Genomic DNA, 23,759 nt, shown 5'->3' on the forward strand with positions numbered 1-23,759 from the left:
CAAGCAGCGGATGAAGCCAACGGCGCGTATGCGTACACTACGCGCAGCGATCCCCTGCGCCACTTGCGAGGCTTACCGATGAGTTCCCACCTGCTTTCCGTCGATTCCCTGTCCCGCGATTACGTCGAGCACCTGATGCAGCTCGCCGACCGCATGGAGCCCTTCGCCCAGCGGCGCCAGGTGACCCGCGTGCTCGAGGGCGCGGTGCTCGGCAACCTGTTCTTCGAGGCCAGTACGCGGACCCGCATCAGCTTTCACGCGGCGTTCTCGCGTCTCGGTGGCAGTGTCTGCGATACCACCGGCTTTACCTTCTCATCGATGGCCAAGGGCGAGTCTCTCTACGACACCAGCCGCGTGATGGGCGGTTACGTCGATGCCGTCGTCTTGCGCCATCCCGATCAGGGCGCGGTGGCAGAGTTCGCCGAGGCCACCCAGGTGCCAGTCATCAACGGCGGCGACGGCCCCGGCGAGCACCCCAGCCAGGCGCTGCTGGATCTATACACCATCGAGAAGGAATTCGCGCGCCTGGGCAAGCGTCTCGAAGGCGCGCACCTGCTGCTGACCGGCGACCTCAAGCACGGCCGCACCGTGCACTCGCTGATCAAGCTGCTGTCGCTGTTCGGCCCGCTGCGCATCACGCTGGTATCGCCGCCGGGGCTGGAAATGCCGCGTCACTTGATCGACCTGGTCGCCTCGCGCGGGCATCGCGTGGAGCAGCGCGAGAGCCTGGCCAACGATTTCGGCGACCTCGACGTGATCTATACCACGCGTATCCAGAAGGAACGCTTCACCGACGAGATGTCGGAGACCTTCGCCGGCATCTCCCAGGACTTCATCGTCGATCGCGCCTTCCTCGACAAGCGCTGCTCGCCGACCACCATCGTCATGCACCCCCTGCCACGCGACAGCCGCCCCGGCGCCAACGACCTTAATGTCGACCTCAATGGCGACCCGCGTCTGGCCATCTTCCGCCAGGCGGACAACGGCATTCCCATGCGCATGGCGATCTTCGCCAACCTGCTGCGAGTCGAGGAGTACATCGAGCGCGACGCCCAGGACGTGCGCTGGTTCGTACCGCCGTCTTACGGGGTGGATGACCGCACACTCTGAATGAGAACGCCGCCGATGCCGTAGGTACTAAAGCAGGCCTTCGTCACGGAGCTGTGGCAAGCAGGAACGGCTGACCGGCAGCGTATCGTTTGCCGTCGTGGTGACTCGATAGCGTCCCTGGTGGCGGGTAATCGCCTGAACGGCCTCGAGTGCTACCCAGTGGGAGCGATGCGCCCGAATCCCCGGAAGCGGACGGGTTTCCTCGATGGCGTCTCGCAAGCGCATCAACAGCATCGTCTCCCCTCGAGTCGTCACCACGCGAACGTAATGATCGCAGGCAGAGATCGAGATCACATCACCACGCTTGTCCACCGGCAAGCGCCGCAGCAACTCGGGTGGGTCATCTTCCGCACGGCTCGTTTCCGCCGGCGTGGCAGCGAACCGGTCACGAACGCCCAACAACGGCAAGACCCCTGCCAGCACGGTACAGATGAGGAAGACATTGCCAAGCGCCTGCAACAGGTTAGGCAACATCAGAACCTCGGCTCCGAAGGTAAGCGTATCGATGGCGATCACCACCAGCGAGACGGGTAGCCCCATTACGGCCCCAATCAGCAGGCATCGACTACCGTGACGATAACCGTAGGCGTCCAGCGTCAATCGAGCCCACGCTCCGAACAGCGATCCCGCCGAGACCGTAAGCAATAGCAGCACGGACCAGTAACCGACACGTGCCATCAGCCCCATCGCGTGCAAGGTACCGAAGGGGCCGGACACTACCAACACTACGATCAGGGCCGCCAGCACGGCCAGCATTCTGATATCGGCCAGGTCCGAACGCATTTCGCGAAGCGCCAGTTGCAAGGCCTGACCTTTCACGAATTTATCTTTTATTTCATGCATTTCCACTTACACCACGAGAGACATGACGTTACTACTGTAGGGCGACTCCACGTTTCCAGCATGAGGATCGACTCATGTCGACCATTATCGTCACGGTGACACACACGCCGCTATGGGTATGGCCGCTGCTCGTTTTCCTGATCGTTCGTGGCCTGCAGATGACTCGCCGACGGGAGGTGACGACACGGTCGCTCTGGCTACCCCCGCTTATCGGCATCGTCCTGGCCGTTCACCGGCTAAGCCCCGACGTCCCGACCACCATGATCGGCCTGTTGACGGGCATCGCGCTGGGCAGTCTTGCGGTAGCCATCCTGAGACCGGCCCGCCACACGCGACGCCTGGCCAATGGCAGGCTGGAGCTGGCGGGTGACTGGATGTCACTACTTCTGTTCATGGTACTGTTCGGCGTTAACTACGCCCATGGCGTACTCGAGGCCATGGCGCCCAGCCTCGTGACCACGTGGCCAGTGAGTCTGGGGGTCAGCCTGACCACGGGATTCGTGATGACCTACCTGATCCTACGCTCACTGTGCCACTGGGCGGTGGCAAGACGATATTACAGGACGGCGCGCCCCCCTCAGACTGCGCGCACTTCTCCCCAAGGCCGCTCATGACGCAGGATGATGGCACTACGGCCACCGACGACGCCATGGATTCCAAAAGACGCCGAGGACCTGAGCTCTGCCTCAACGACGCGCCTGCCAGAACAACGCAAACAGCTCCGACTGAGAGTTGATGCCCAGCTTGGCGTAAAGATGTTTCTTGTGAGCACGCACGGTTTCCACCGAGATCGCCAGCCGTCGGGCGATCTCCTTGGTCGAGCTGCCGCCCAGCATGAGCTGACTGACCTCGCGCTCGCGTTCGGTCAGTGAGTGATGGGATTCCAGCTCGCGCGGCGCCTGGGGTGATGGGTGCCATGGGTGCGGCCCCGGCGCTGTGCCATCGTCATGCTCGAATTCGAAATGCATGCGCTGACGCATCAGGGCCAGCACCCATGGCTGTACCAGACTCAGCAGGCCGAGCGCTTGTGGTGAATACGGCTGGGTCGAGCCCAGCGATAGGCACAGCGCGCGTTCGCCATCGAGGGGGCAGTTGAACTGTACCTCGTCGGCGACGATATTGCGCTGGAAGTAACGCTGGTAGTACTCGGTGTTCTGGAAGCACTGCGGTGCCACGTCGGCCAGGGTGTACAATCCCGCACGCGCGTGGTCCCGAGCATCGATATAGAACGGATCGAGCAGATACAGGCCACGCTGATAATCCTGGAACAGCGCCTCGTCGGCACCGTCGTCCTCGTCGCTTTCGGCGAGGATGCGTGGCGGCTGGCGGTGATGGAAGATCAGCGCCACCCAGGTATCGAAGTCGACGTGACGCCCCAGGGTACGCACCGTGGCCAGCCAGAAATTGGCGCCATCCAGCTTGTCCGCCAAGGCCCCGAAGGCGCGATGCCAGGCCACGCCTTCCAGTCCGCTCGGCTCTGCCATCTGCCCGCTATCGTCCGCGTCGCTCGTCATCTCGCGCTCCTCGCTTACCCCCAAGGGGTAACCCCACCGGGGAATGGTCATGCCTGTGTGATCGCGGATACTGAGGGAGCATCCGAATGACCGCACAGCCACAATGACGCTTCGGAGTCTTGCATGCAGATAGCCTTGGCACAACTGGCCGGCCGCGAGGGCGACATCGCCTACAATCTCTCGCGCACCCTGGCCTGTCTACGCGACGCCGCCCCCGAGACGTCGCTGATCGTCTTTCCCGAAACGCACCTCACCGGCTTTGCCGAGCCCGGCCACGTCGACGACCGCACACTGAGCCTCGACGGTGAAGAACTCACCACGCTCATCGCCGCCAGCCGTGAGCACGACACCGCACTCGCCCTGGGCTTTCTCGAGCGCGATGGCGAGCACGTCTTCAACACCACCGTCTTGATCACCCCAGAGGACGGTATCGCGCTGCGCTACCGCAAGGCGCACTTATGGCCCGACGAACGCAACCTCGTCGCCCCCGGCGATCGCGTGGGTTGCGTCGAATGGCGTGGCTTCCAGGTCGGCTTGTTGATCTGCTACGACCTGGAGTTTCCCGAGCCCGCACGCGCACTGGGACAACTCGGCTGTGACCTGCTGCTGGTCACCAACGGCAACATGGACCCCTACGGCCCCATGCATGCTCGCGCCGCCCAGGCACGTGCCCAGGACAATCATTACTTCGTCGCGATGACCAACCGCGCGGGCGAAGGCGCAGGACTGACCTTCGCCGGCGAGAGCGCACTGGTCGCCCCGGACGGTGAGACGCTGTTCCGCGCCAGTCGCAAGGAAAGCGTGACCACGCTGCAACTCGACCCCCAGCGCTTGCCGGCGGCGCGGCGCGATTATGACTACCTGAAGGATTGCCGTATCGGCCTGCAAGGCCAACGCCAGGACACCGAGCGCGGCCGCTACTGGCATTTCTAATCCCGAGTGCTGGCCGGTTCCCGGCAACCAAGTAACAGCCGCAACCATCACCAAAGTCGCAACAATCGCTAAATAGTCGCAACAACCACAACAGGAGGCGACGATGAACCAAATGAAGAAGACCCTTTCCCTGGGTCAGGTCGTGCTGTTCGGTCTGGCCTACATGACGCCCATCATCGTGCTGGGCACCTTCGGCGTGCTCGCCGTCACCACGAAGGGCGCCGTCTCGGGCGCCTACCTGGCGGCGCTGATCGCCATGCTGTTCACCGCGCACAGTTACGGGCGCATGGCCAGCGCCTTCCCGGTGGCCGGTTCGGCCTATGCCTACGTGCGCAATGCCATCGACGACCGCCTGGGCTTCATCGCCGGGTGGGCGATCCTGCTCGATTACCTGTTCCTGCCCATGGTGATCTGGCTGATCGGCGCCGCCTATCTGCACTCGGCCTTCCCGGCGATTCCCACACCGCTATGGCTGCTGGCCTTCATCGCCGTCACCACCACGATCAACATCCTCGGTCTCAAGCTGGCAAGCGCGGTCAATAGCGTGATGATGCTGGTGCAGATTCTGGTTCTGGTCGCCTTCGTGGGGTTGAGCATGCACTACGTGCTGGGAGATCCCACGCAGCCCTTCTGGAGCCTGACGCCGTTCTTGGGCGCCGACTCGTCCGCGACCCTGCCGGTGTTGATGGCGGGTGCCGCCGTGGCCTGTTACTCCTTTCTGGGCTTCGATGCCGTCACCACGCTGACCGAAGAAACCAAGGATCCGCAGCGTACCCTGCCGCGCGCCATCCTGTTGATCACCCTGATCGGGGGACTGATCTTCGTGGTGGTGTCGTATTTCGTGCAGCTCGCCGCCCCGGGATATGATTTCGCCAACCCCGATGCCGCGGCTTATGAGATCGCGCGCAACATCGGCGGCGATATCTTCGTCTCGATCTTCTTGATCGGGCTGGTGGTCGGCCAGTTCGCCTCGGGTATCGCGGCGCAAGCCAGCGGCGCGCGCCTTCTTTATGCCATGGGCCGCGATGATGTGCTGCCCAAGCGCTGGCTGGGCAAGCTGAGCCGCTTCGGCACGCCGCTGGGCGGACTGGTGTTCAGCGGCCTGGTCGCCTTGCTGGCACTGACCATGGACGTGCTCTCGGCGGCATCCTTCATCAACTTCGGTGCCTTCCTGGCCTTCGCCCTGGTCAACCTCTCGGTGATCTTCCACTACTACCTGAAGGAACGCCGTCGCAGCGGGCTGGATACACTGTGGTTCCTGATCTGCCCGTTGATTGGCCTGGGCGCGATCCTGTGGCTGATGATGAGCCTGGATCACTTGGCGATCATGCTGGGCAGTGCGTGGCTATTGTGCGGCCTGGCGTGGCTGACCTGGCTGACGCGCGGCTTCAGCCGCCCCACGCCGGAGCTGAACCTGGAGAGTTGATACGCAAGGGTGACTCGCTAACGCCCGCGACCGGCTAAGGCCGGTCGCGGGCGTTTACGGCATGCGGTGCAGGAAGGTGTCGTCGGCGAAGAAGCTTTCCAGGATCAACTGCGCGGCGATGCCATCCACACCGTCGTCACGGTAGTTGCCCCGGTGCCCGGCATCGCGGGCGATGCGTTTGGCGGCGCGCGTGGAGCCGCGCTCGTCGAACACTTCCACCGGCTTGCCGAAGCGCCCGTGCAGGCGATTGCCGAACTTGCGCGCCCGCCGGCTCATGTCCGACTCGGTGCCGTCCATGTTGAGCGGCAGCCCTACCACCAGCAGGTCCGGCTGCCATTCTGTGAGCAATTGGCCGATCTGCTGCCACTCGGGAATCCCGTCACGCGCAGGCAACGGCGCCAGGGCCGTGGCACTGCCCAGCATTTCGTTACCTACCGCCACGCCGATGCGCCGCGTACCGAAATCGAAGGCCAGTACCAGCCGTTGCCCTGTCGCCGCCATCAGGAATGTCCCGCCTCACGCGTCATCAGGTTCAGATCGACACCCAAGATACCCGCCGCCGCATTCAAGCGCTGTTCCGAGTGGACATCGAAGAGGATCGAGGCGTCGCCCTCCACCGTCAGCCAGGTATTCTGCTTGAGCTCATCCTCGAGCTGGCCCGCCTGCCACGCGGTGCAACCCAGGCAGACGATGAAGTCGTCGGGTCCCCGCCCCTCGGCGATGGCCTTGAGCATGTCCATGGAGGTCGTCAGAGCGAGATCGTCGGTGACTTGCAGGCTGGAATCCCAAGGCAGATTCGAGCCGCGATGCAGGATGAAACCACGATCCTTGTGCACCGGCCCACCGTAGTAGACCGGGATGTCGCGACAGGGGCACTCCGAGGCGTCCAATTCGAGCTGTTCGAGCAGGGCGTCGAGCGTCAATTCCATGGGACGATTGACGATCACGCCCATGGTACCGTTGTCGTCATGGTCACAAAGATACGTCAGCGTCCCCTTGAAGTTGGGGTCATCGAGATGCGGCATCGCCAGCAAAAAATGGTGCTTCAAGCTTTGCATGAGCCTCCCAGGCGTCGAGGCGCGTCCCGCCCCTCGCTAACGCCGAAATTGGTGCTTGTCGCAGCGATTGTATCACTGCCCTTGCCGAACCTCGCCATCACGGGATGGCAAGCGGCGCTCAGAAGCGCCGGGCAATGGCGTCCATCAAGAGTCCGCCGATGTCGGTGCCGCGCTGGGCGTCGATCTCGCGCACGCAGGTGGGGCTGGTGACGTTGATCTCGGTGATGTAATCGCCGATCACGTCGAGCCCGACGAAGATCAGGCCCTTGTCGAGGATCGCCGGCTTGACCTGCTCGATCAGCCAGTGATCGCGCTCGGTGAGCTCACGGGCCTCGCCACGTCCGCCGGCCGCCAGGTTGCCACGCGTCTCGCCGGCGCTGGGAATGCGCGCCAGGCCATAGGGCACCGGCTCGCCGTCGATCAGCAGGATGCGCGTATCACCGGCCTGGATCTCGGGCAGATAACGTTGCGCCATGATCTGGCGCGTGCCGCGCTCGGTGAGCTGCTCGATGACCGAGCCCAGATTGCGGCCCTCAGGCGTGATGTGAAAAATGCCGTTACCGCCCATGCCATCCAGCGGCTTGAGGATCACGTCGCCGTGCTGGGCATGAAAGTCACGCAAGACGCCATCGTGGCACGACACCACGGAAGGCGGAATGCAATGCGGGAACTGCTGGGCGAAGAGCTTCTCGTTGCTGGTCAACAGCGCTTGGGTGGGGTTGACCACCAGCACGCCCTCGCGCTCGGCGAAGCCCAGTAAATGCACGGCGTTGAGGAAATGATCATCCACCGGTGGGTCCTGGCGCATCAGAATTACATCGAGCTCCGCCAGCGGCGCGGCCTGCACGTCTTCGAGCCGATACCACGCCTCGGGATCGCGATACGCCTCCAGCGCGCGCATCCGGCCCATGGCGCGGCCGCCTTCCAGATGCAGGTCTTCCGGCTCGAGATAATAAAGCGACCAGCCGCGTTGCTGCGCGGCCCACAGCATGGCCAGGGTGGTGTCTTTCTTGTAGGCGATATCGGCGATGGGATCCATCACCACGCCGAGCTTCAAGGCGCGCTCGCTCATGATCGGTCTTCCAAGCTAGGAATGAATGCGCGCAGTATGCCGCAGCGACCAGCAGAAGACCAAGGCGCCAACGGCGCGTCAGCCGGACTGATGCGCGTCTATCGCCTCGCGCGTCAGGCGAATGCCTTCTTCTTCGATGGTGATGAGCCGCTTCTTGTAAAGCCGCCCCACTGCCTGCTTGAAAGCGCTCTTGCTCACGCCCAGACGCGCCTTGATCTCGACGGCGGGCGTCTTGTCACCCAGCGCCACGTACCCACCGTGGCAACGCAGCAACTCCAGTACCTTGTCACCGACCACATCGAGCCCCGCTTCACCGGGCGGCAACATGGCCAGATCGAGGCGCCCATCTTCGCGCACGCGCTTGATGTATCCCGTCAGACGCTGACCGCGCCGGGGTGGATGGATGATGTCATCGGCATAGAGCAAGCCCCAATAACGGTGATCGACCACCGCCTTGAAGCCCAGGTCGGTGCGCTCGGCGATCACCAGCGCCACCTGATCGCCGGCCTTGAGGCCCGTGGCCTCGTCGGCCAGGAAACGGTCGAGACGCATGGACGCCACCGGCCGCCCCCGGGCATCTTCGTAGAGCATCACCAGCACCCGCTTGCCCACCTCCGGACGAAAGCGCTGCTCGGCGAACGGCAGCAACACGTCCTTGGGTTGCCCCCAATCGAGAAAGGCCCCGGTGGTATTGACCGCCACCACCTTGAGATACGCCACCTCGCCAATACGCGCCAGGGGTGGGCGCGTCGAACTCGACGCACGCCGGCCGGGAGCGGAAGAACGTGGGGCGGGATCTGGGGAACGGGACATGATGGCGACCACTGACGAGAGATATGTCCTCATTATGACGCTGTCCGGCAACACGAGCAAAGGGCACAACGCGGGGATGGCGTATAAAGCGGCAGTCGGTCACCAAAGTAGGACTGGCCGCATGGAAGAAGTGTATCCATGCTTCTTCAGTACGCCCCGCTCATCTTCCGGGAGGTGTTCACGGCCGGCCATACACCATGAAACACGACGAATGTATGGCCGAGGCTATTGTCAGGTATTGGCCTCGTCACCGATGATGGCAGATACGCGGTAGCGTCCCGACAACCGTGCAGCCTGGCACTCAATGACGAGGTCTCGCTGCGCGGCAGGAACAGCGCCCGGGATTAGAGATGGTCGCACTCAACGCTTGCCTAAGGGGGATGGCATGAAGCCACTTTCAAGCACAGGATTTGCACTCCTCGGGGCAGGGCTGATCGCGATCAGTTATGGCCTCGCGCGTTTTGCCTTCGGGCTCTTCGTACCTCCGATTCGCGACGAATTGGGGCTCACACCGACCACGATCGGGATCATCGGCGCGCTTCCGCTGATCAGCTTCATTCTGGCGACACTGATCGCACCGCTCACCACCCACTATCTCGGTGCCCGCAATGCGGCGGTACTCTCCGGTGCCTTTGGACTCGGCGGGCTGACACTGATCAGCCAAGCGACCAGTGCGCTATCGCTCGGCGCCGGCGTGTTCGCGTGCGGTATCTGCACCGGCCTGATGATGCCGGCGCTCACGGCGGCCATGCAGGCACAGGTGAAACGCTCGCTGCACGGACGCGTGAGCTCGGTCATGAATGCGGGGACCAGCATCGGCGTGATCATCGCAGTACCGACGGTCTTGTTCCTGACCGGCGCCTGGCGTTTCACGTATCTCTCGTTTGCCGTGCTGGCAGGCATCGGCGTGGTCGCCGCCTGGCTCTTCCTGCCCTCGGTGTCGCGGATCACCCCCGCAGACGCCGCGCCACCGCCGCCGATCAGCGAGCTGCCGTGGTCGCGCCTGGTCAGGCTCACGCTGTTTGCCTTCGTGATGGGCTTCGTGTCCTCGGCTTACTGGATATTCGCGCCAGACCTGGTCGTCACCCTCGGCGGCCTGTCTTCCCGCGCCACCGGGTGGCTATGGCTTGCCGTGGGCATCGCCGGCCTCGGTGGTGCCGTGGTGGCCGACCTCGCCGATCGCAACAATCCCCCCATCACTCATGCCCTCATGCTGATGATGCTCTCCGCGAGCCTGGCATTGCTCGCTGCCAGTCCCGATCAATCGCTGCTGGCAGCCTTTTCAGCGCTGATCTTCGGCCTCGCCTACATGAGTCTGACGGGGCTTTATCTGATGACCGGGATTCGCCTGTTACCGGGCCGACTCTCGGTCGGCCCGGTCCTCCCCTTCATGGCCGTTTCGCTGGGACAGGCCACCGGCTCGCCGGTGGTCGGCCTGCTGGTGAATGCATACGACTACGCCGACGCCTTTGCCATGTTCTCGGCGCTCGGGATCCTGGTAGCCATCCTCTCGCCCTTCTATCCGGGGTACATTGCCCAAACCGACGACGACGAGGCCGAGGAAGACACCGGCCTGCAGGCCGCCTACGATTATCAGCTTCAGGACGAGGACGGCGAGCCACTGGAATCGCCCACGGACGACGAGGACAGCCCCGAGCCCAAGCAATGAACAGCAGACGCTTAGCGCTTCTTGGAGGGTCAGCGTATCGCCACATCACCGAAATGATGCTGCAGCAGTGTGAGGGCGACGACGGGAGCGGTTTCGGTGCGCAGGATGCGCGGACCGAGCGTCAGGGCAGTGAAGTCGGCGGTGCGGGCAGCGTCGATTTCGTTGGGCGATAAGCCGCCTTCGGGGCCGACGAGCAGCGCGACGCGGGTGACGTTGCTGGCATATTGCCAGGCGGAGTCGGTGGCAGGATGCAGGACGAGGCGCAGCGTTTCGTCACGCCCTGCCAGCCAGGCGTCGAGCGCCTGCGGGGGATGCACGGTGGGCACCCGGCTGCGCCCGCATTGCTCGCAGGCGCTGACCGCGACGGCCTGCCAGTGGGCGAGTTTCTTGGCCTCGCGCTCGCCCTTGAGGCGCACGTCGCCGTGCTCGGTGTAGAGCGGAGTGATGGTCGCGACGCCGAGCTCGGTGGCCTTCTGGATCGCATAGTCCATGCGGTCGCCCTTGGAGATCGCCTGGCCCAGGTGCACCGCCAGCGGCGACTCGGCGCCCCCCTGGGTCACGGCGGTGACCCGAACGCGTACCTCGCGGCGTCCCACACTGACGATCTCGGCGTCGGCTTCATGGCCCTCGCCGTCGAACAGACGCAGCGCTGCGCCTTCACGCAGCCTAAGCGCGCCCGCTACATGGCGCGAGGCACCTTCGGGCAAGGTGATTTCCGCTGCGGCGACCAACGTGGCCGCCACATGAATACGCGGGCTGGCCATCGCTTACTGCACGTTCTCGGCGGCTTCGCTCTCGCGCTTCTTCTTCTGGGCGTACATCGCCTCGAAATTGACCGGTGACAGCATCAGCGGCGGGAAGCTGCCACGATTGACCAGATTGTCGATGCACTCGCGCGCATAGGGGAACAGCATGTTGGGGCAGAACGCGCCCAGGGTGTGGTCGAGCTGATCGGCACTCAAACCGGCGATGTGGAACAACCCGGCCTGCTCTACCTCGGCAAGGAATGCCGTGGCATCGTCTTCGTTGTTGGTGACTTGCGCCGTTACCTTGACCACGACCTCGTAAAGGTTTTCACCGACCTGCTCGCTGGTGGTGTTGAGGTCGAGCCCCACCTTGGGCTTGAACGCGTTCTGGAACACGCGCGGCGCGTTGGGCGACTCGAAGGAGACATCCTTGACGTAAATGCGCTGCATGGAAAACTGCAGCTGATTCTGCGCGTCATTGCCACCTTGAGCGGCCTGATTGTTGTCTTCCGCCATGTTGCACTTCCTTTGACTTATCGATGCATGAGACGCGGGGCCCAGTGTGCGCCGCCCCGCCATTGTATTGCTTACTTGCGGACCACCGGCAACTCATCGGACTGCCACTGGGTCATACCGCCCTTGAGCTTGGCCGCGCGCGTGAAGCCGGCTTGAGTCAACTGCCCCACGGCGGCACCGGAATGCTGGCCGTGCTGGCATACCACCACCACCGGCTTTTCCTTGTAATCCTCGAGCTCCTTGAGGCGATCCCCCAAACGCCCCTTGGGAATATTGCGCGCACCGGCGATATGTCCCGCCTTGAAGTCTTTGACCTCGCGAATGTCCAGAAACAGCCCCTCCTCGCGATTGATCAGCGAGGTGGCTTCGGACGGCGTGACGCCGTTGTTGGCGCCTTTCAGCTCGTAGGCGATCCATGCCACCAGTACCACCAGAAAAGCGCCTGACAGTAGCAGGTGGTTTTGCACGAATTCGAATAACTGATCGATCATGAGTGCGGATAACTCTCGTTGTGTGTCTGTCGGCATCGGGTGCGCTCGGCGCACGCCGCATGCCCCAGCGGGCGCCTTAGTATACATGAGCCATACGCGAGCGTCCGGCCCTACCGACGCGGCTGACGCTCTGCCGCGACTACGTTATGATGCCGCAAGGAGACGTGAGTCGCGAACCCCCAGCGGCACTGCCGCGTCATGGGGGCATCGGCCGGATGCGCCGGTGCGACGCCCATCAGATTCCCGCGAGGCATGTTATGGCAGATACCCACACCCAGCGTCCACGGCCCGTTGCGCTGTTGATCCTCGATGGCTACGGCCAGAACGATGATACCGAGTACAACGCCGTCTATAGCGCCAAGACGCCGGTCATGGACGCGCTGAAACAACGCTACCCCTCCGCCTTGCTGCACACCGATGGCAAGTACGTCGGGCTGCCCGACGGCCAGATGGGCAACTCCGAAGTCGGCCACATGAATCTCGGCGCCGGGCGTATCGTCTATCAGGACTTCACGCGCATCACCAAGGCCATCGAAGACAACGAGCTGGCGGCCAACACCGCGCTGACGGCGCCCATCGACGCCGCCGTCGCCGCCGGCCGCGCCGTGCATCTGCTGGGTTTGCTCTCGCCGGGCGGTGTGCATAGCCACGAGGATCACATCCTCGCCGTGGCCGCGCTGGCCGCCGAACGCGGCGCCAAGCACGTCTATCTGCACGCCTTCCTCGACGGCCGCGATACCGCGCCCAAGAGCGCCCGCCCCTCGCTGGAACGTGCCAACGCACGGCTCGCCGAGCTGTTCGGCGCCGACAACGCCTACGTCGCGTCGATCGTCGGCCGTTACTACGCCATGGATCGCGACAATCGCTGGGACCGTGTCGAGCAGGCCTATCGCGTCATCGTCGAAGGCGAGGGCAAGCAGGTCGCCGACAGCGCCGAGGCCGGGCTGGACGCCGCCTATGCGCGTGACGAAACCGATGAGTTCGTCGCCGCCACCAGCATCCGTCCGCACGGCGAACCGGTGCGCATGGCCGACGGCGACGCCGCGCTGTTCCTGAACTTCCGCGCCGACCGCGCCCGCGAGCTGACCCGCGCCTTCGCCGAAGACGATTTCAGCGGCTTTACCCGCCAGGCGCGGCCCAAGCTGGCCCACGAAGGGCTGGTGATGCTCACCGAGTACGCCGCCGACATTCCCGCGCCGACGGCCTTTCCGCCCACCGACCTGGTCAATACCCTGGGCGAGACCGTCGCCAAGCGCGGCCTGAAACAGCTGCGTATCGCCGAAACCGAGAAGTATGCCCACGTCACCTTCTTCTTCTCCGGCGGCCGCGAGGACGAGTTCGACGGCGAGACCCGCGAGTTGATTCCTTCACCGCAGGACGTCAAGACCTACGACGAAAAGCCGGAGATGAGCGCCTATGAGCTCACCGACAAGCTGGTCGCGGCCATCGACGCGGGCACCTACGACCTAGTGGTGTGCAACTACGCGAATGGCGACATGGTCGGCCATAGCGGCGACTTCGATGCCGCGGTCAAGGCCATCGAGGCGGTCGATATCTGCCTGGGTCGGGTGATCGAGGCCATCGAACGTGCCGGTGGCGAGTGCCTGGTCACCGCCGATCACGGCAACGCCGAACAGATGGTGCATCCCGAGACCGGCAACCCGCAGACGGCGCATACGACCTTCCAGGTGCCGCTGGTCTACGTCACGCCGCGCGCCGGCGCCACCCTCGCCGACGACGGCAGCCTATGCGACCTGGCACCGACCCTGCTGACCATGATGCACGAGCCGATTCCAGAGGAAATGACCGGCCGCGTGCTGGTCGATACGCCCTGAACGGTGTGCATGTATTGCGGAGTCGGCGTATGAGCACGCCCACGTCCAGCAAGCGAATCGCCATGGCCTGTGCCATGGCGATCTCGTGTGGGTGGCTGTCGCTGGGCACGCTCGCGGCGTGGGCGCAGAGCTCCCCCGAGGACGTACGCCGTCAACTCGAGGCGCTGGGGGAGCATATTCAGCAGGCCCAGTCGCGCCTCGCAGGCACACGTGACGCCCGCGACGAAGCCCGGCACGCATTGCGCAAGGTGGAAACCCAACTGGCCGAGACACAGCAGCGCCTGACCAGCCTGCAGCGTGAGCAAGACCAACTCGACCAAGAGGTTGCCGAGCTCAAGCAGCAACGTCAGACCCTCGAGGAAGAACGCCGCCGGCAACGCGCCGCCCTGGCCACGCAACTCAATGCGCTATACCGACTCGGCCCCACGCCGCAGCTCAAGTTACTCCTCAATCAGACCGACCCCGCGCGGCTCGATCGCCTTCAGCAGTATCTCAATCATCTCAATCAGGCGCGTCAAGAGCGCCTCGATGACCTGGCCAAGCTCGAGGACCAACTCGACGCAACGCAACGGGCCTTGCAGTCGCACCAGCAGCGCCTGGACAGCCTCGCCAGCGAGCTGGCCGAGCGTCGCGAAACGCTCAGCGATCAACGCCGCAAGCGCGAAACCATTCTCGCGAAGTACAGGGCGCGCTATACCACTCAGCAAGCCAAGCTGGCCGCGCTCTCCGAGGACCGCGAGGCTGCCGAGCAACTCCTCGACCGGATGCGTGACAGGCTCGAGCGCCTCGATCAGGCGCCGCCCTCCACGGCGATCGAACAGACACAGGGCGAGCTACCCTGGCCCGTGCAGGGTGACATACTCGCCAGTTACGGCCATGGCGGCGGCGTCGACCGCAACGGCATTGTCATCGGCGCCGAGGCCGGTACGCCGGTCATGGCCGTGCATGCCGGCCGTGTGGTGTTCGCCAACTGGATGCGCGGCTTCGGCAACCTCGTCATCATCGACCACGGCGACGACATCATGACGCTTTACGCGCACCTGCAACGCTTCGATGTCAACGTCGGCGCACGCGTGGAGCGCGGCACCACTATCGCCGCCGTTGGCAACAGTGGTGGCCGAGCGTCCCCGGCGCTGTATTTCGCGGTCCGCGAGAACGGCGACCCCATCGATCCCAGCCGTTGGATCGCCAACCGCTGAGCGCGCACCGCGCTGGATTGCCCCGACCCTTAAAGGCTATGCTGGGCCTTCGGCGCGCGTGGGTTCGCCTTCGCCCCGCCCCGGTTGCCCTTGTGGGGCCAACCAACACGAGCCCGTTCCGCCGCGTTGTGGAGACAGCATGACCGCTAGCCAATCCCGTTCCCCGCGTCTCACCGTTCGTCACGTGCTAGCCTTGAGCATGGCGCTGATGATCGGTGCGTTTACCTTGCCGTCGCCGGCGAGTGCCCAGCAAAGTACCCAGCAGAGCTCCCAACCGCCGGCCGACAATGACGCCCTTCCGGTGGAAGACGTGCAGACCTTTGCCGAAGTCTTCGAGCGCATCAAGCGCGCCTATGTCGACGAAGTCGACGACACCACGCTCATGCGCAACGCCATGCGTGGCATGCTCGGCGAACTCGACCCGCATTCCACCTATCTCGACAAAGAAGCCTTCCAGGCCCTGCGTGAGACCACCGAAGGCGAGTTCAGCGGCGTCGGCATTGAAGTAGGCATGCAAGATGGGCAGCTGACCATCATCTCACCACTCGACGGAACACCCGCTGCTCGCGCCGGTCTCCAGGCCCAGGACCGCATTCTGCTCATCAACGATACGCCCACCGAGAGCCTATCGCTGCAGGAAGCCGTGGACATGATGCGCGGCAAAGCCGGCGAGGAGCTGCAACTGACCATCCTGCGCGATGGCGAGGATACCCCACGCAAGGTGACGCTGACGCGCGAGACCATCCAGACCGAGAGCGTCAAGCACAAAATGCTGGCGCCGGGCTACGGCTATCTGCGCATCAGCCAGTTCCAGAGCCGCACCGGCGAGCAGGCCCGTGACGCCATTGCCGCGCTGCGCGAGGAAAGCAAGGGCAAGCTCAGCGGCCTGGTGCTGGATCTGCGCAACAACCCCGGCGGCGTGCTCGGCAGCGCCGTCGATGTCGCCGACCTGTTTCTGGACAACGGGTTGATCGTCTACACCGAAGGCCGCCTACCGGACAGTGACATGCGCTTCACGGCCTCTTCCCAGACGATTGCCCCGGATGTCCCCATGGTCGTGCTGATCAATGGCGGCAGCGCCTCGGCGGCGGAGATCGTCGCCGGCGCGCTGCAGGACCAACAGCGTGCCGTACTGATGGGCACCGAAAGCTTCGGCAAGGGCTCCGTCCAGCAGGTACTGCCACTGCCCAACGGCGACGGCCTGAAACTGACCACCGCGCTCTACTACACGCCGGATGGCCGCTCGATCCAGGCCCAAGGCATCGCGCCGGATGTCGACGTCGTGCGCGGCCGCCTCGAAGTCGCCGAAGGCAATGGCTTCGACATCCGCGAATCGGATCTCGAGAATCACCTGCGCAACATCAATGGCGAGGCCGACCCCGAACCACAAGGCGCCTCCCTCGCCGAAAGCGATTACCAGCTTGGTGAAGCGCTCAACCTGCTCAGGGCCCTCAACGTCCTGCCCCGCGCGCAGGGCGGCAACTGACGCTGCATCCACGCCCTGAAACGCCAACGCCCCCGCGCCGTGAGTTTGAAGTCAACGGCGCGGGGGGTGTTGGTTGGCGTCTTACTGAACATCAAGGCAGGTACAGGCCTCACGCTGGGCTGAGCGCCCCGCGCCATCTCAGGAATCCGCCCATGACGCAGTTCTGGCGAGACCCGACGCTGCCGTTTGTCGAGAGCCGGCGGGCCAGCGATAGCCGCGCCTGCTACCGACCCCACAGCCATCCTACCCTGTCGATCGGTGTGGTCGACCGTGGCCAGAGCCAGTTCCGGTGCCAACGCCGCCGCGAGCGACTGACACCGGGCTGCCTGGTCAGCGTACCGGCGGGCGTGGTGCATGACTGCAATCCGCTGCCGGATCAGCATTGGAGCTACCAGATGCTGTATCTGGAAGCGGCCTGGGTGAGCGAAGTGCTGGATGAGGCCTCGGTCGAGACCGGCGCCGCCCCGGCCATGCCCTCGACGGTATTCATCGCCCGCGACGCCGCGCCTTACCAGGCCTTTTGTGGGCTCAATGCACTGCTCTTTTCTGCGGCTCCGACGGCCGACAAGGAGGCCAAGCTGATCGAGTTCCTCGGTAGTCGGCTGTGGTGTCACGGCGACGCCCTGGCCGTTCATTGGCCGAGCTCATCCGCCTTGGACAACCTCCAACGGCATCTACTCGAGTGCCTCGAGCGGCCGCCGTCGCTCGAGGTGCTGGCTCGGGACCATGGCCTGAGCCGTTATCAAGTGATTCGACTGTTCCGACGCGAGACTGGGCTAACGCCCCATGCCTGGCTGCTCGACCGGCGCATCCAGCAGGCGCGCCGCCGCTTGTGTCAGGGGGTGAAACTGGCGGAACTCGCCCAGGAACTCGGCTTCGCCGACCAAGGTCACTTTCAGCGCGCCTTCAAGGCTCGGGTGGCGGTCACGCCGGGGCGCTACCGCATTACCTGAGGAGCGCACTTTCTTTCAATACGATCGCCACACGGTGACGCAGGCTGGCCCTCCACGCACTCGAAAAGGGCTTACGCGTCATGCTGCAACAGTTCCTGCTGGTCGCCGGGGCGCACTTCCTCGCCCTGCTCAGCCCGGGTCCGGACTTTTTCCTTATTCTGCGCTACGCGGTCGCCTTGGGGCGCGGGCCGGCGGCGCTGGTCAGCCTCGGCATCGGCCTGGCCAACGGCCTGTTCATTCTGCTCGCCATGGGTGGGCTCATGGCCCTGGACGCCGAAACCGGTCCCTTCATCGCCGTTCAGTGGGCCGGCAGCGTCTTTCTGCTTTACATGGGCGTCCAGTTCATTCGTCAGGCGGGGCAGACTCGTCTCGAGGCAGGCTCGCGCAGCGAACCAGCCCCCCCTGCGAGTACCGCGCCGGGCGCCTTGCTCGCCGGGCTGGCCTCGGGGCTGCTGAACCCCAAGAACGCGCTGTTCTACGCCAGCCTGTTCGCAGTGCTTCACGCGCGTAGCACGCCCGTTGGTGTCCAGAGTCTCTATGCGTTGTGGATGATCGCTGTGGTACTCGGTTGGGATCTGCTGGTTGGCCACTTGGCCGGCCATCCGGGTCTGATCCGACGTTTCGGCCATGGCCTGCGGCACATCGAGCGGCTGGCTGGCGCGCTGCTCATCCTGCTGGGACTCGGTATCGTCGCAGCCCGGCTCGCCCCAGGGCTACTCGCGTCCTTATGAAGGCCCGACGACTCAGGCCTCGAGACATTGTGGCAAGGGTCTTCCTTGCATATGTAAAGTGATCGTTTTACCCTCTCTACATGGACATACGCACACGCTTGCTCGAAACCGCCGAGCAACTCTTCGAACGACACGGCTTCACCGCCACCGGCATGGACCGGCTGACAAGCGCTGCAGGCATCTCGAGCCGCACGCTCTACAAGCATGTCGGCAACAAGAATGGCCTGATCGTCGCCGTCATGAACGAGCGCGACCGGCGCTTCCATCGTTTGATGAAAACCGACAGCATCGACGCCTTGTTCACGACGCTTCAAACCTGGTTCACCCAGGAAGGCGCCCGGGGCTGTCTGTCGCTGCGCGCCTGGGGGGAAACCGGTGGCGGCGTGCCCGAAATCGCCGAGGCGATGGAGCGACACAAGCAGCGCCTGCGGGAGCGGATCGACGCCATCGTCCTCGCGGAGATCGGCCGGCACGACACTGAACTCGCCGAGGCGATTCAATTGCTGTTCGAGGGCGCGATCCACGCAGCGACATATCGCGGCGGGGACGCCGCCCAGGCCGCGCGTCGCACGGCGCACCGTTTGGCCGATCTCGCGCGGGCCGCATAACGACGGCATCCGCATCGGGCGCTAGCGGATCGCCAGCCATCGCAAGCGCTGAACAAACGAGAGTGATCAGGCGTTTATCGACCGGCACCTGTGTCGAGGGTCCTTTACGCCCATGATGAAAACGATCGTTTTACATTCAACCCGCACGATGCCGGCCTCCGGCCGAGGGGAGTACACCGCATTACGCGTACCGAATGCCGCCTGATCGTCGCCGGCATCATGCTCATCGGCGACAAGGCCACCGAGCGTGCGGCGCTCCAACCGGCTTCCACTTCCCCCTGACATCTACGTTCACGGCAGATGCAGCAGCACTCACGGGACCGGTCAGGTTCTTGAAGGCAACGCGAGAAGGAGAAGGTATGCATAACGAAGCGCAATATCGTCAAAGCAAGCGAGACGAGCGTTCACCCGGCGACAGGGCTGAGCATGAGCAGGCGCTGAAGGTGATGTACATGCCGGCAATGCCGCCTACCGGGTTCTTCGTCCGGAGCAGGAAGACACTCCAGCGACTTCTGGAAAAGGTACGATCCTGATGCACTTGGAGGCACACAGCACGAAACGGCATCTCCTGTGGGCATGGCCCGCAGGGGATGCCGATTTTTTTCGGAGGGCTGGCAATCGTTCCGAGCCATCGTGGGTTGAGGGGAGTTCATGGTACCCCCACCCGCACCCTCTCGCCGCGAGGGTGCGGGCATCCGGTGCGTGGGGACATGCCACAATCAGGAAGGCCGCTGACATCCTGATGTTATCTGGTGCTGGCGGCTAGACGCGCCCCCAGGGCAACGAACATGGCACCAAGGCCGCGATCCATCCACATCCCCACGCGCGGGCTTGCCTTCAAGAAAGCGCCCAGCTTTGCTCCCATCATCACCAAGAGAGGTTCGATAAAAGCCGCGACCACGATAATCAAGCTGCCATGCAAGAACAGCTGGGCGCTCACCGGCCCGGCACCTGCCACGACGAATTGCGGCAAGAAGGCGAGAAAGAAGATGGCCACTTTGGGGTTCAGCGCGGACACCAGCACTCCTTGCCAATAGACCGACTGCGCCTTTGCGTCCCGGCCCCCGCCATTGGAAATAAAAGAATCCCCCTTGGACAACAGCATCTTGACGCCGAGCCATATCAAATAGGCAGCCCCTACCCACTTGATCACCGAAAACGCCACCGCCGAGGTGGCCAGAATGGCCGACAGCCCCGCCGCCGCCATGGCCACATGCAATGCCGTTCCTGACCAACCCCCGAGCATCGCAGCGAACCCATGTCGACGCCCGCTGCGTAGCGTCTGACCTAGCATGAACGCGATATCCGGCCCCGGAGAAAGGTTCAGAAGCACCGCCGCTGACAAAAACGCCAGCCAATGCACCAACGAATAATCGAACATATCGCAATCATCCCATTATGGGTCGAATCAGTGAGTTGTAGATGCCAACCGCAAAATTCGCGTGCTCACGCGCGGCGCCAACACCGGTTATTTCCAATATCGCCAGCTTGCACCACACCAACCGCACCTTCCACTACCACGCGTAGTAAACTATCAGATATTAATTATCCGCGACGAATGTCGGCCTCACACGCGACCTCAAAATTCACCGAATTCGCAATGAAGCATAGCGAATGCGCTTTCTCATGAAGAGACGTCGCCAGCTCGCTATCGTCGTTTTCGCCGATGCTGACGATGGGCTTGAGTGTCACTTTATCGAAATGACCGCCGCCACTTTTGGCCTCAATCATGCGCCCTTCGGCGTTGTCCTCGTAACTCGACACCGTGATGCCGGCATCAGCGCAGAGATGTAGATACCAGAGCATGTGGCATGCTGAGAGCGAGCTCAGCAACAGCTCCTCCGGATTATAGCGGGACGAGTCGCCAAGAAATGCCGGATCCGCCGACCCGGCTATTGTTGGCTTGCCCCCGCAGGTTATTTCATGATCGCGCGAGAAGGCGCGATAGTGCTTTGTGCCTTCGCCCGAATTACCGGTCCAGACGACGGTAGCAGAATAATTGTGCTCGCCTTTTTGTGGCATCGGTGGCTCCCCGTTGGATAAATGGCTCGCTTAACGGCAGATAGAACACACGGCCATGGGGTGGAAATGACAATGCTCCATCATTCGGAGGCTGCCGAGCAGGTTCCGCATATATTGCTTAGCATTGCTAGCCCTTAACTCCAAAAATTTCGGTGGACATCAAAAAGTACTTCTCTCGTTCGGAGAAGCCAAGTGAGCGATACAGCTGCTGTGCCCGCTTGTTGGTACGCGCCACTTCCAAATGTATCGCCTTTATATCATGACGCGCCAACTCTGCTTTCATCAGAGCCAAGGCCTCACGTCCGTAACCACTTCCACGGTATTCCGCTGATATAAAGATCTCATCGATAAAGGCGTCTCGACCTCCGAATTCAATCGAGAAGCCGAAAGAAATTGCCACATACCCAATCAGTTCCGCATCAAGGCGTATCAAAAATATCCGGCCAAAGGCGCTGTTACCGAGTAGAGAAATCACGGCATCCCTGCGCACTTCATCGCAAATCTGCACGCCTTCGCATTTGTGATATGCGCGAACGAAGAAAAGCAGCTCATCAAGGTATTGACGCTGCGCTGGTTGCAAGCAGATGGCCATTATCTTCTCAATATTCCGCAATTATGAGCAGCGCTCGCTTCACACTAGAACAATAACTTTAGCTAAATAAAACCATCCATACTTGCATTGCCACGACAAAATATTATTATAAGGCAAGGATCGTTTAACGCATCAAGAAAAATGCATATCTTCTCATGTAAATCAGTATAGCTTATTTTCAATATTTTAGCCATCCACCACCGCCAATTAACTCTCGTGAAGTGAGGCTTTTGTAATTTCTCAAATCACTGTAAATAGATGTCAGGACAAGCGTCATGACGGCTCTATCGGTGCATAAATTTCGGACTATTTCATGTCGAAGGCCACGACCGAGACAATGGCTAGCTCGGGCATTGAGCCATTTCCGTGCGGATAATTTCCACTGTCAGCCATTCGTAGCGTGAACGGCCTTTTCGGCCTCTACTATTTCATACTGACTAAACACTTGAACGCCATTTTGCCGCAGCAAGGCTACCGTGACTCCCATGCCGGGATTTTTTACACCAGAGAAGCTCCCGTCATAAACGGCTGAACTCCCGCAGGAAGGACTAAATTCCGCAAGCACTGCAATTCTTATGCTAAATTTACGACATAAATCCAAGGCGATAGAGGCTCCCTCAATAAAATCTTCCGTGACAACATCTCCACCTTTCTCAATGACATCGACTTTACCTTCCAATACGCCCTCCCCACTTCCTTTTAGGATCTCCGCAGGCTTCCTCGGAATGCTCATTCCAGCCTCGACCTCGGGACAAACTGAAACAACCCGGCCTTCAGACATCCATCTCGCTACAACCTCATCATTGACTGAAAGACTTCCACCATCGTACCGAACTCTTTTCCCCAAGAGGCAGGCGCTCATTAAAACTTTTCTCAAATCGCTAGGCTCCTGTGTTTTGGTAATGCCTGACCACGTGCCGCTTTGTAGCTACGGAGAGGCTGACAATTGGACACTCTACTGCCAATTTTAGAGAAGACCCAAGACATCCCTGGTGCTCATAATGGAAGCATATTCTCTATCTATATTCGCTAAAGACATTGCGTGCACCTCGTCAGCGGATCTCCAAACGCCTGCATAATCTGTCTTGGCAAAGGTGAAAGTAGCATCAGAAACCACGATGGTGCTGAAACCCAGATTTCCCGCCGTGCGGGCTGTGGACTCGACGGAATTATTAGTGCTTACACCCACGAGCACCACACTAGAAATCCCCCGGACGTGCAACCATCGCTCCAAGCCGCTCTGTATAAACGCATCGGGTACGCTCTTCTCTACCACATGCTCGGTATCCAACGGCGCCAGTTCGGGTTGAAACTCTGCCCCAGGCTGGCCCGGCCAAAAAGGGGAATCTTTAGCCCGCGAAATGTGGCGGACTGACACAACGGGCCAACCCGCACGACGCCAAGCCGCGAGAAGGCTTTGAATATTCCGTTCAGCGTCAAGATTATTTCTTTTCTCGGCATCGGGCTCTTTCATGCCCCGCTGCATATCGATGACTATAAGGGCAACTGGTTCATTATTCATTGTTTTCATCTCCAAAACCTACTCGGTTGCCATCAGGATCGCTGATATTAGTACTGCGGCGCCCTTGGAGTGCAACGGAAAGGGCGTCCTGCGGCCACCGGCCGCGAACCTCTTCGACTTATTATACTTTGTTAACTACGTGCAAATTCTTTAAGTGCTTTTCCAGACAAACGATAGCCTACCCATTCACTTTGTGGTTCTGCACCTATTGACCTATAGAACCGTATCGCCGGTTCATTCCAGTCAAGTACATTCCACTCGAAGCGACCACAATTTTTCGACAATGCGATTTTTGCAAGGTGCTTCAGAAGAGCCTTTCCGGCACCGACACCTCTATGCTCAGGAGACACATACAAATCCTCAAGATATAACCCATGCTTACCAAGCCATGTTGAGAAATTGAAAAAATAGACCGCAAAACCAACAGGCTCGTTATTGAAATTACAAATAACGGCATCAGTAGTCGATTCGGAACCGAATAAAGAATTTTCTATATCAGCGACTGTAGCCAATACTTCGTTTTCTGCTTTCTCATAAACAGCGAGCTCTGTAATAAATCTATGAATCAGAGCCGAGTCTTCAATTTTTGCTTGACGAATTTCTAAACCTGACATTTTATA

27 protein-coding genes are annotated in these 23,759 nt (G+C 61.8%); 12 read left to right on the plus strand and 15 right to left on the minus strand.

The features are described from left to right. The first annotated feature begins 78 nt into the window (after positions 1-78). Entirely contained in the window at positions 79-1,110 is a 1,032-nt protein-coding gene (pyrB, locus tag C8E00_RS10830; RefSeq protein ID WP_133697513.1) for an aspartate carbamoyltransferase, read from the plus strand. A 27-nt stretch (positions 1,111-1,137) separates the two neighbouring features. Here the strand turns inward: pyrB and C8E00_RS10835 are convergent, their stop codons facing one another. Next, positions 1,138-1,929, minus strand: coding sequence for a LytTR family DNA-binding domain-containing protein (locus C8E00_RS10835; protein WP_166638306.1), 792 nt, complete (start codon positions 1,927-1,929; stop codon positions 1,138-1,140). Positions 1,930-2,027: 98 nt separating this feature from the next. Here C8E00_RS10835 and C8E00_RS10840 point away from each other — a divergent pair, with 98 nt between their 5' ends. Continuing rightward, the gene (locus tag C8E00_RS10840; protein WP_133697515.1) at positions 2,028-2,567 is read left to right on the plus strand and encodes a hypothetical protein; all 540 of its coding nucleotides are present in this window, start codon (positions 2,028-2,030) and stop codon (positions 2,565-2,567) included. Positions 2,568-2,639: 72 nt separating this feature from the next. Here C8E00_RS10840 and C8E00_RS10845 read toward each other — a convergent pair whose 3' ends face one another. Then, positions 2,640-3,467, minus strand: a complete 828-nt coding sequence (locus C8E00_RS10845) for a helix-turn-helix transcriptional regulator (RefSeq protein ID WP_208291918.1) — start codon at positions 3,465-3,467, stop codon at positions 2,640-2,642. Positions 3,468-3,590: 123 nt separating this feature from the next. On the opposite strand from C8E00_RS10845, the gene C8E00_RS10850 reads away from it, so the two are divergent. Further along, the gene (locus C8E00_RS10850; RefSeq protein ID WP_133697516.1) at positions 3,591-4,400 is read left to right on the plus strand and encodes a carbon-nitrogen hydrolase family protein; all 810 of its coding nucleotides are present in this window, start codon (positions 3,591-3,593) and stop codon (positions 4,398-4,400) included. Between the two features lie 103 nt (positions 4,401-4,503). After that, positions 4,504-5,826 carry an APC family permease gene (locus C8E00_RS10855; protein WP_133697517.1) on the plus strand — a complete coding sequence of 441 codons (1,323 nt, stop codon included), beginning with the start codon at positions 4,504-4,506 and terminating at the stop codon, positions 5,824-5,826. Between the two features lie 54 nt (positions 5,827-5,880). Here the strand turns inward: C8E00_RS10855 and ruvX are convergent, their stop codons facing one another. The 4 genes from ruvX to C8E00_RS10875 all read right to left on the minus strand — a co-directional run bounded on the left by ruvX (position 5,881) and on the right by C8E00_RS10875 (position 8,769). Then, a complete protein-coding gene (gene ruvX, locus C8E00_RS10860) occupies positions 5,881-6,327 on the minus strand; it encodes a Holliday junction resolvase RuvX (RefSeq protein WP_133697518.1) in 447 nt (148 codons plus the stop codon). Next, positions 6,327-6,884, minus strand: a complete 558-nt coding sequence (locus C8E00_RS10865) for a YqgE/AlgH family protein (protein WP_133697519.1) — start codon at positions 6,882-6,884, stop codon at positions 6,327-6,329. The genes ruvX and C8E00_RS10865 overlap by 1 nt, the downstream gene beginning before the upstream one ends. A gap of 118 nt (positions 6,885-7,002) precedes the next feature. Next, positions 7,003-7,956 carry a glutathione synthase gene (gene gshB, locus C8E00_RS10870; RefSeq protein WP_133697520.1) on the minus strand — a complete coding sequence of 318 codons (954 nt, stop codon included), beginning with the start codon at positions 7,954-7,956 and terminating at the stop codon, positions 7,003-7,005. Positions 7,957-8,034: 78 nt separating this feature from the next. Beyond that, positions 8,035-8,769, minus strand: a complete 735-nt coding sequence (locus C8E00_RS10875) for a CvfB family protein (protein WP_133697521.1) — start codon at positions 8,767-8,769, stop codon at positions 8,035-8,037. A 385-nt stretch (positions 8,770-9,154) separates the two neighbouring features. Here C8E00_RS10875 and C8E00_RS10880 point away from each other — a divergent pair, with 385 nt between their 5' ends. Beyond that, on the plus strand, positions 9,155-10,438 hold the full coding sequence (locus C8E00_RS10880) for an MFS transporter (protein WP_133697522.1): 1,284 nt from the start codon (positions 9,155-9,157) through the stop codon (positions 10,436-10,438). Between the two features lie 29 nt (positions 10,439-10,467). Here the strand turns inward: C8E00_RS10880 and C8E00_RS10885 are convergent, their stop codons facing one another. The 3 genes from C8E00_RS10885 to C8E00_RS10895 all read right to left on the minus strand — a co-directional run bounded on the left by C8E00_RS10885 (position 10,468) and on the right by C8E00_RS10895 (position 12,191). Then, on the minus strand, positions 10,468-11,202 hold the full coding sequence (locus C8E00_RS10885; protein WP_133697523.1) for a 16S rRNA (uracil(1498)-N(3))-methyltransferase: 735 nt from the start codon (positions 11,200-11,202) through the stop codon (positions 10,468-10,470). A gap of 3 nt (positions 11,203-11,205) precedes the next feature. Further along, a complete protein-coding gene (gene secB / locus C8E00_RS10890; protein ID WP_133697524.1) occupies positions 11,206-11,700 on the minus strand; it encodes a protein-export chaperone SecB in 495 nt (164 codons plus the stop codon). Between the two features lie 71 nt (positions 11,701-11,771). Further along, positions 11,772-12,191 (minus strand): rhodanese-like domain-containing protein, encoded by a 420-nt coding sequence (locus C8E00_RS10895; protein ID WP_133697525.1) that lies wholly within the window; start codon positions 12,189-12,191, stop codon positions 11,772-11,774. A gap of 257 nt (positions 12,192-12,448) precedes the next feature. Between C8E00_RS10895 and gpmI the strand changes: the two genes are divergently transcribed. The 7 genes from gpmI to C8E00_RS16630 all read left to right on the plus strand — a co-directional run bounded on the left by gpmI (position 12,449) and on the right by C8E00_RS16630 (position 19,536). After that, positions 12,449-14,026 (plus strand): 2,3-bisphosphoglycerate-independent phosphoglycerate mutase, encoded by a 1,578-nt coding sequence (gpmI, locus tag C8E00_RS10900; RefSeq protein WP_133697526.1) that lies wholly within the window; start codon positions 12,449-12,451, stop codon positions 14,024-14,026. 29 nt (positions 14,027-14,055) lie between these two features. After that, on the plus strand, positions 14,056-15,225 hold the full coding sequence (locus tag C8E00_RS10905) for a murein hydrolase activator EnvC family protein (protein ID WP_133697527.1): 1,170 nt from the start codon (positions 14,056-14,058) through the stop codon (positions 15,223-15,225). A gap of 139 nt (positions 15,226-15,364) precedes the next feature. Beyond that, entirely contained in the window at positions 15,365-16,711 is a 1,347-nt protein-coding gene (locus C8E00_RS10910) for a S41 family peptidase (RefSeq protein WP_208291919.1), read from the plus strand. Positions 16,712-16,863: 152 nt separating this feature from the next. Next, positions 16,864-17,664, plus strand: coding sequence for a helix-turn-helix transcriptional regulator (locus tag C8E00_RS10915; protein WP_133697528.1), 801 nt, complete (start codon positions 16,864-16,866; stop codon positions 17,662-17,664). Between the two features lie 80 nt (positions 17,665-17,744). Further along, positions 17,745-18,395 carry a LysE family translocator gene (locus tag C8E00_RS10920; RefSeq protein ID WP_243833170.1) on the plus strand — a complete coding sequence of 217 codons (651 nt, stop codon included), beginning with the start codon at positions 17,745-17,747 and terminating at the stop codon, positions 18,393-18,395. Positions 18,396-18,475: 80 nt separating this feature from the next. Then, entirely contained in the window at positions 18,476-19,003 is a 528-nt protein-coding gene (locus C8E00_RS10925) for a TetR/AcrR family transcriptional regulator (protein WP_133697529.1), read from the plus strand. Positions 19,004-19,362: 359 nt separating this feature from the next. After that, positions 19,363-19,536: a hypothetical protein gene (locus tag C8E00_RS16630; RefSeq protein ID WP_166638307.1), complete on the plus strand. Its 174-nt coding sequence runs from the start codon at positions 19,363-19,365 to the stop codon at positions 19,534-19,536. A gap of 212 nt (positions 19,537-19,748) precedes the next feature. Here C8E00_RS16630 and C8E00_RS10930 read toward each other — a convergent pair whose 3' ends face one another. The 6 genes from C8E00_RS10930 to C8E00_RS10955 all read right to left on the minus strand — a co-directional run bounded on the left by C8E00_RS10930 (position 19,749) and on the right by C8E00_RS10955 (position 23,753). Further along, positions 19,749-20,384 (minus strand): LysE family translocator, encoded by a 636-nt coding sequence (locus C8E00_RS10930; protein WP_133697530.1) that lies wholly within the window; start codon positions 20,382-20,384, stop codon positions 19,749-19,751. Positions 20,385-20,548: 164 nt separating this feature from the next. Then, positions 20,549-21,025, minus strand: coding sequence for an OsmC family protein (locus C8E00_RS10935; protein ID WP_133697531.1), 477 nt, complete (start codon positions 21,023-21,025; stop codon positions 20,549-20,551). Between the two features lie 127 nt (positions 21,026-21,152). Beyond that, entirely contained in the window at positions 21,153-21,617 is a 465-nt protein-coding gene (locus C8E00_RS10940) for a GNAT family N-acetyltransferase (protein ID WP_133697532.1), read from the minus strand. 385 nt (positions 21,618-22,002) lie between these two features. Next, positions 22,003-22,479 carry a 2-thiouracil desulfurase family protein gene (locus tag C8E00_RS10945; protein WP_133697703.1) on the minus strand — a complete coding sequence of 159 codons (477 nt, stop codon included), beginning with the start codon at positions 22,477-22,479 and terminating at the stop codon, positions 22,003-22,005. 105 nt (positions 22,480-22,584) lie between these two features. After that, a complete protein-coding gene (locus C8E00_RS10950) occupies positions 22,585-23,139 on the minus strand; it encodes a cysteine hydrolase family protein (RefSeq protein WP_133697533.1) in 555 nt (184 codons plus the stop codon). Positions 23,140-23,270: 131 nt separating this feature from the next. After that, complete coding sequence (locus tag C8E00_RS10955; RefSeq protein ID WP_133697534.1) at positions 23,271-23,753, minus strand: GNAT family N-acetyltransferase; 483 nt, start codon at positions 23,751-23,753, stop codon at positions 23,271-23,273. Positions 23,754-23,759: the final 6 nt, after the last annotated feature.

Origin of the sequence: Chromohalobacter marismortui (assembly GCF_004364315.1) — a bacterium.
Taxonomy (GTDB): domain Bacteria; phylum Pseudomonadota; class Gammaproteobacteria; order Pseudomonadales; family Halomonadaceae; genus Chromohalobacter; species Chromohalobacter marismortui.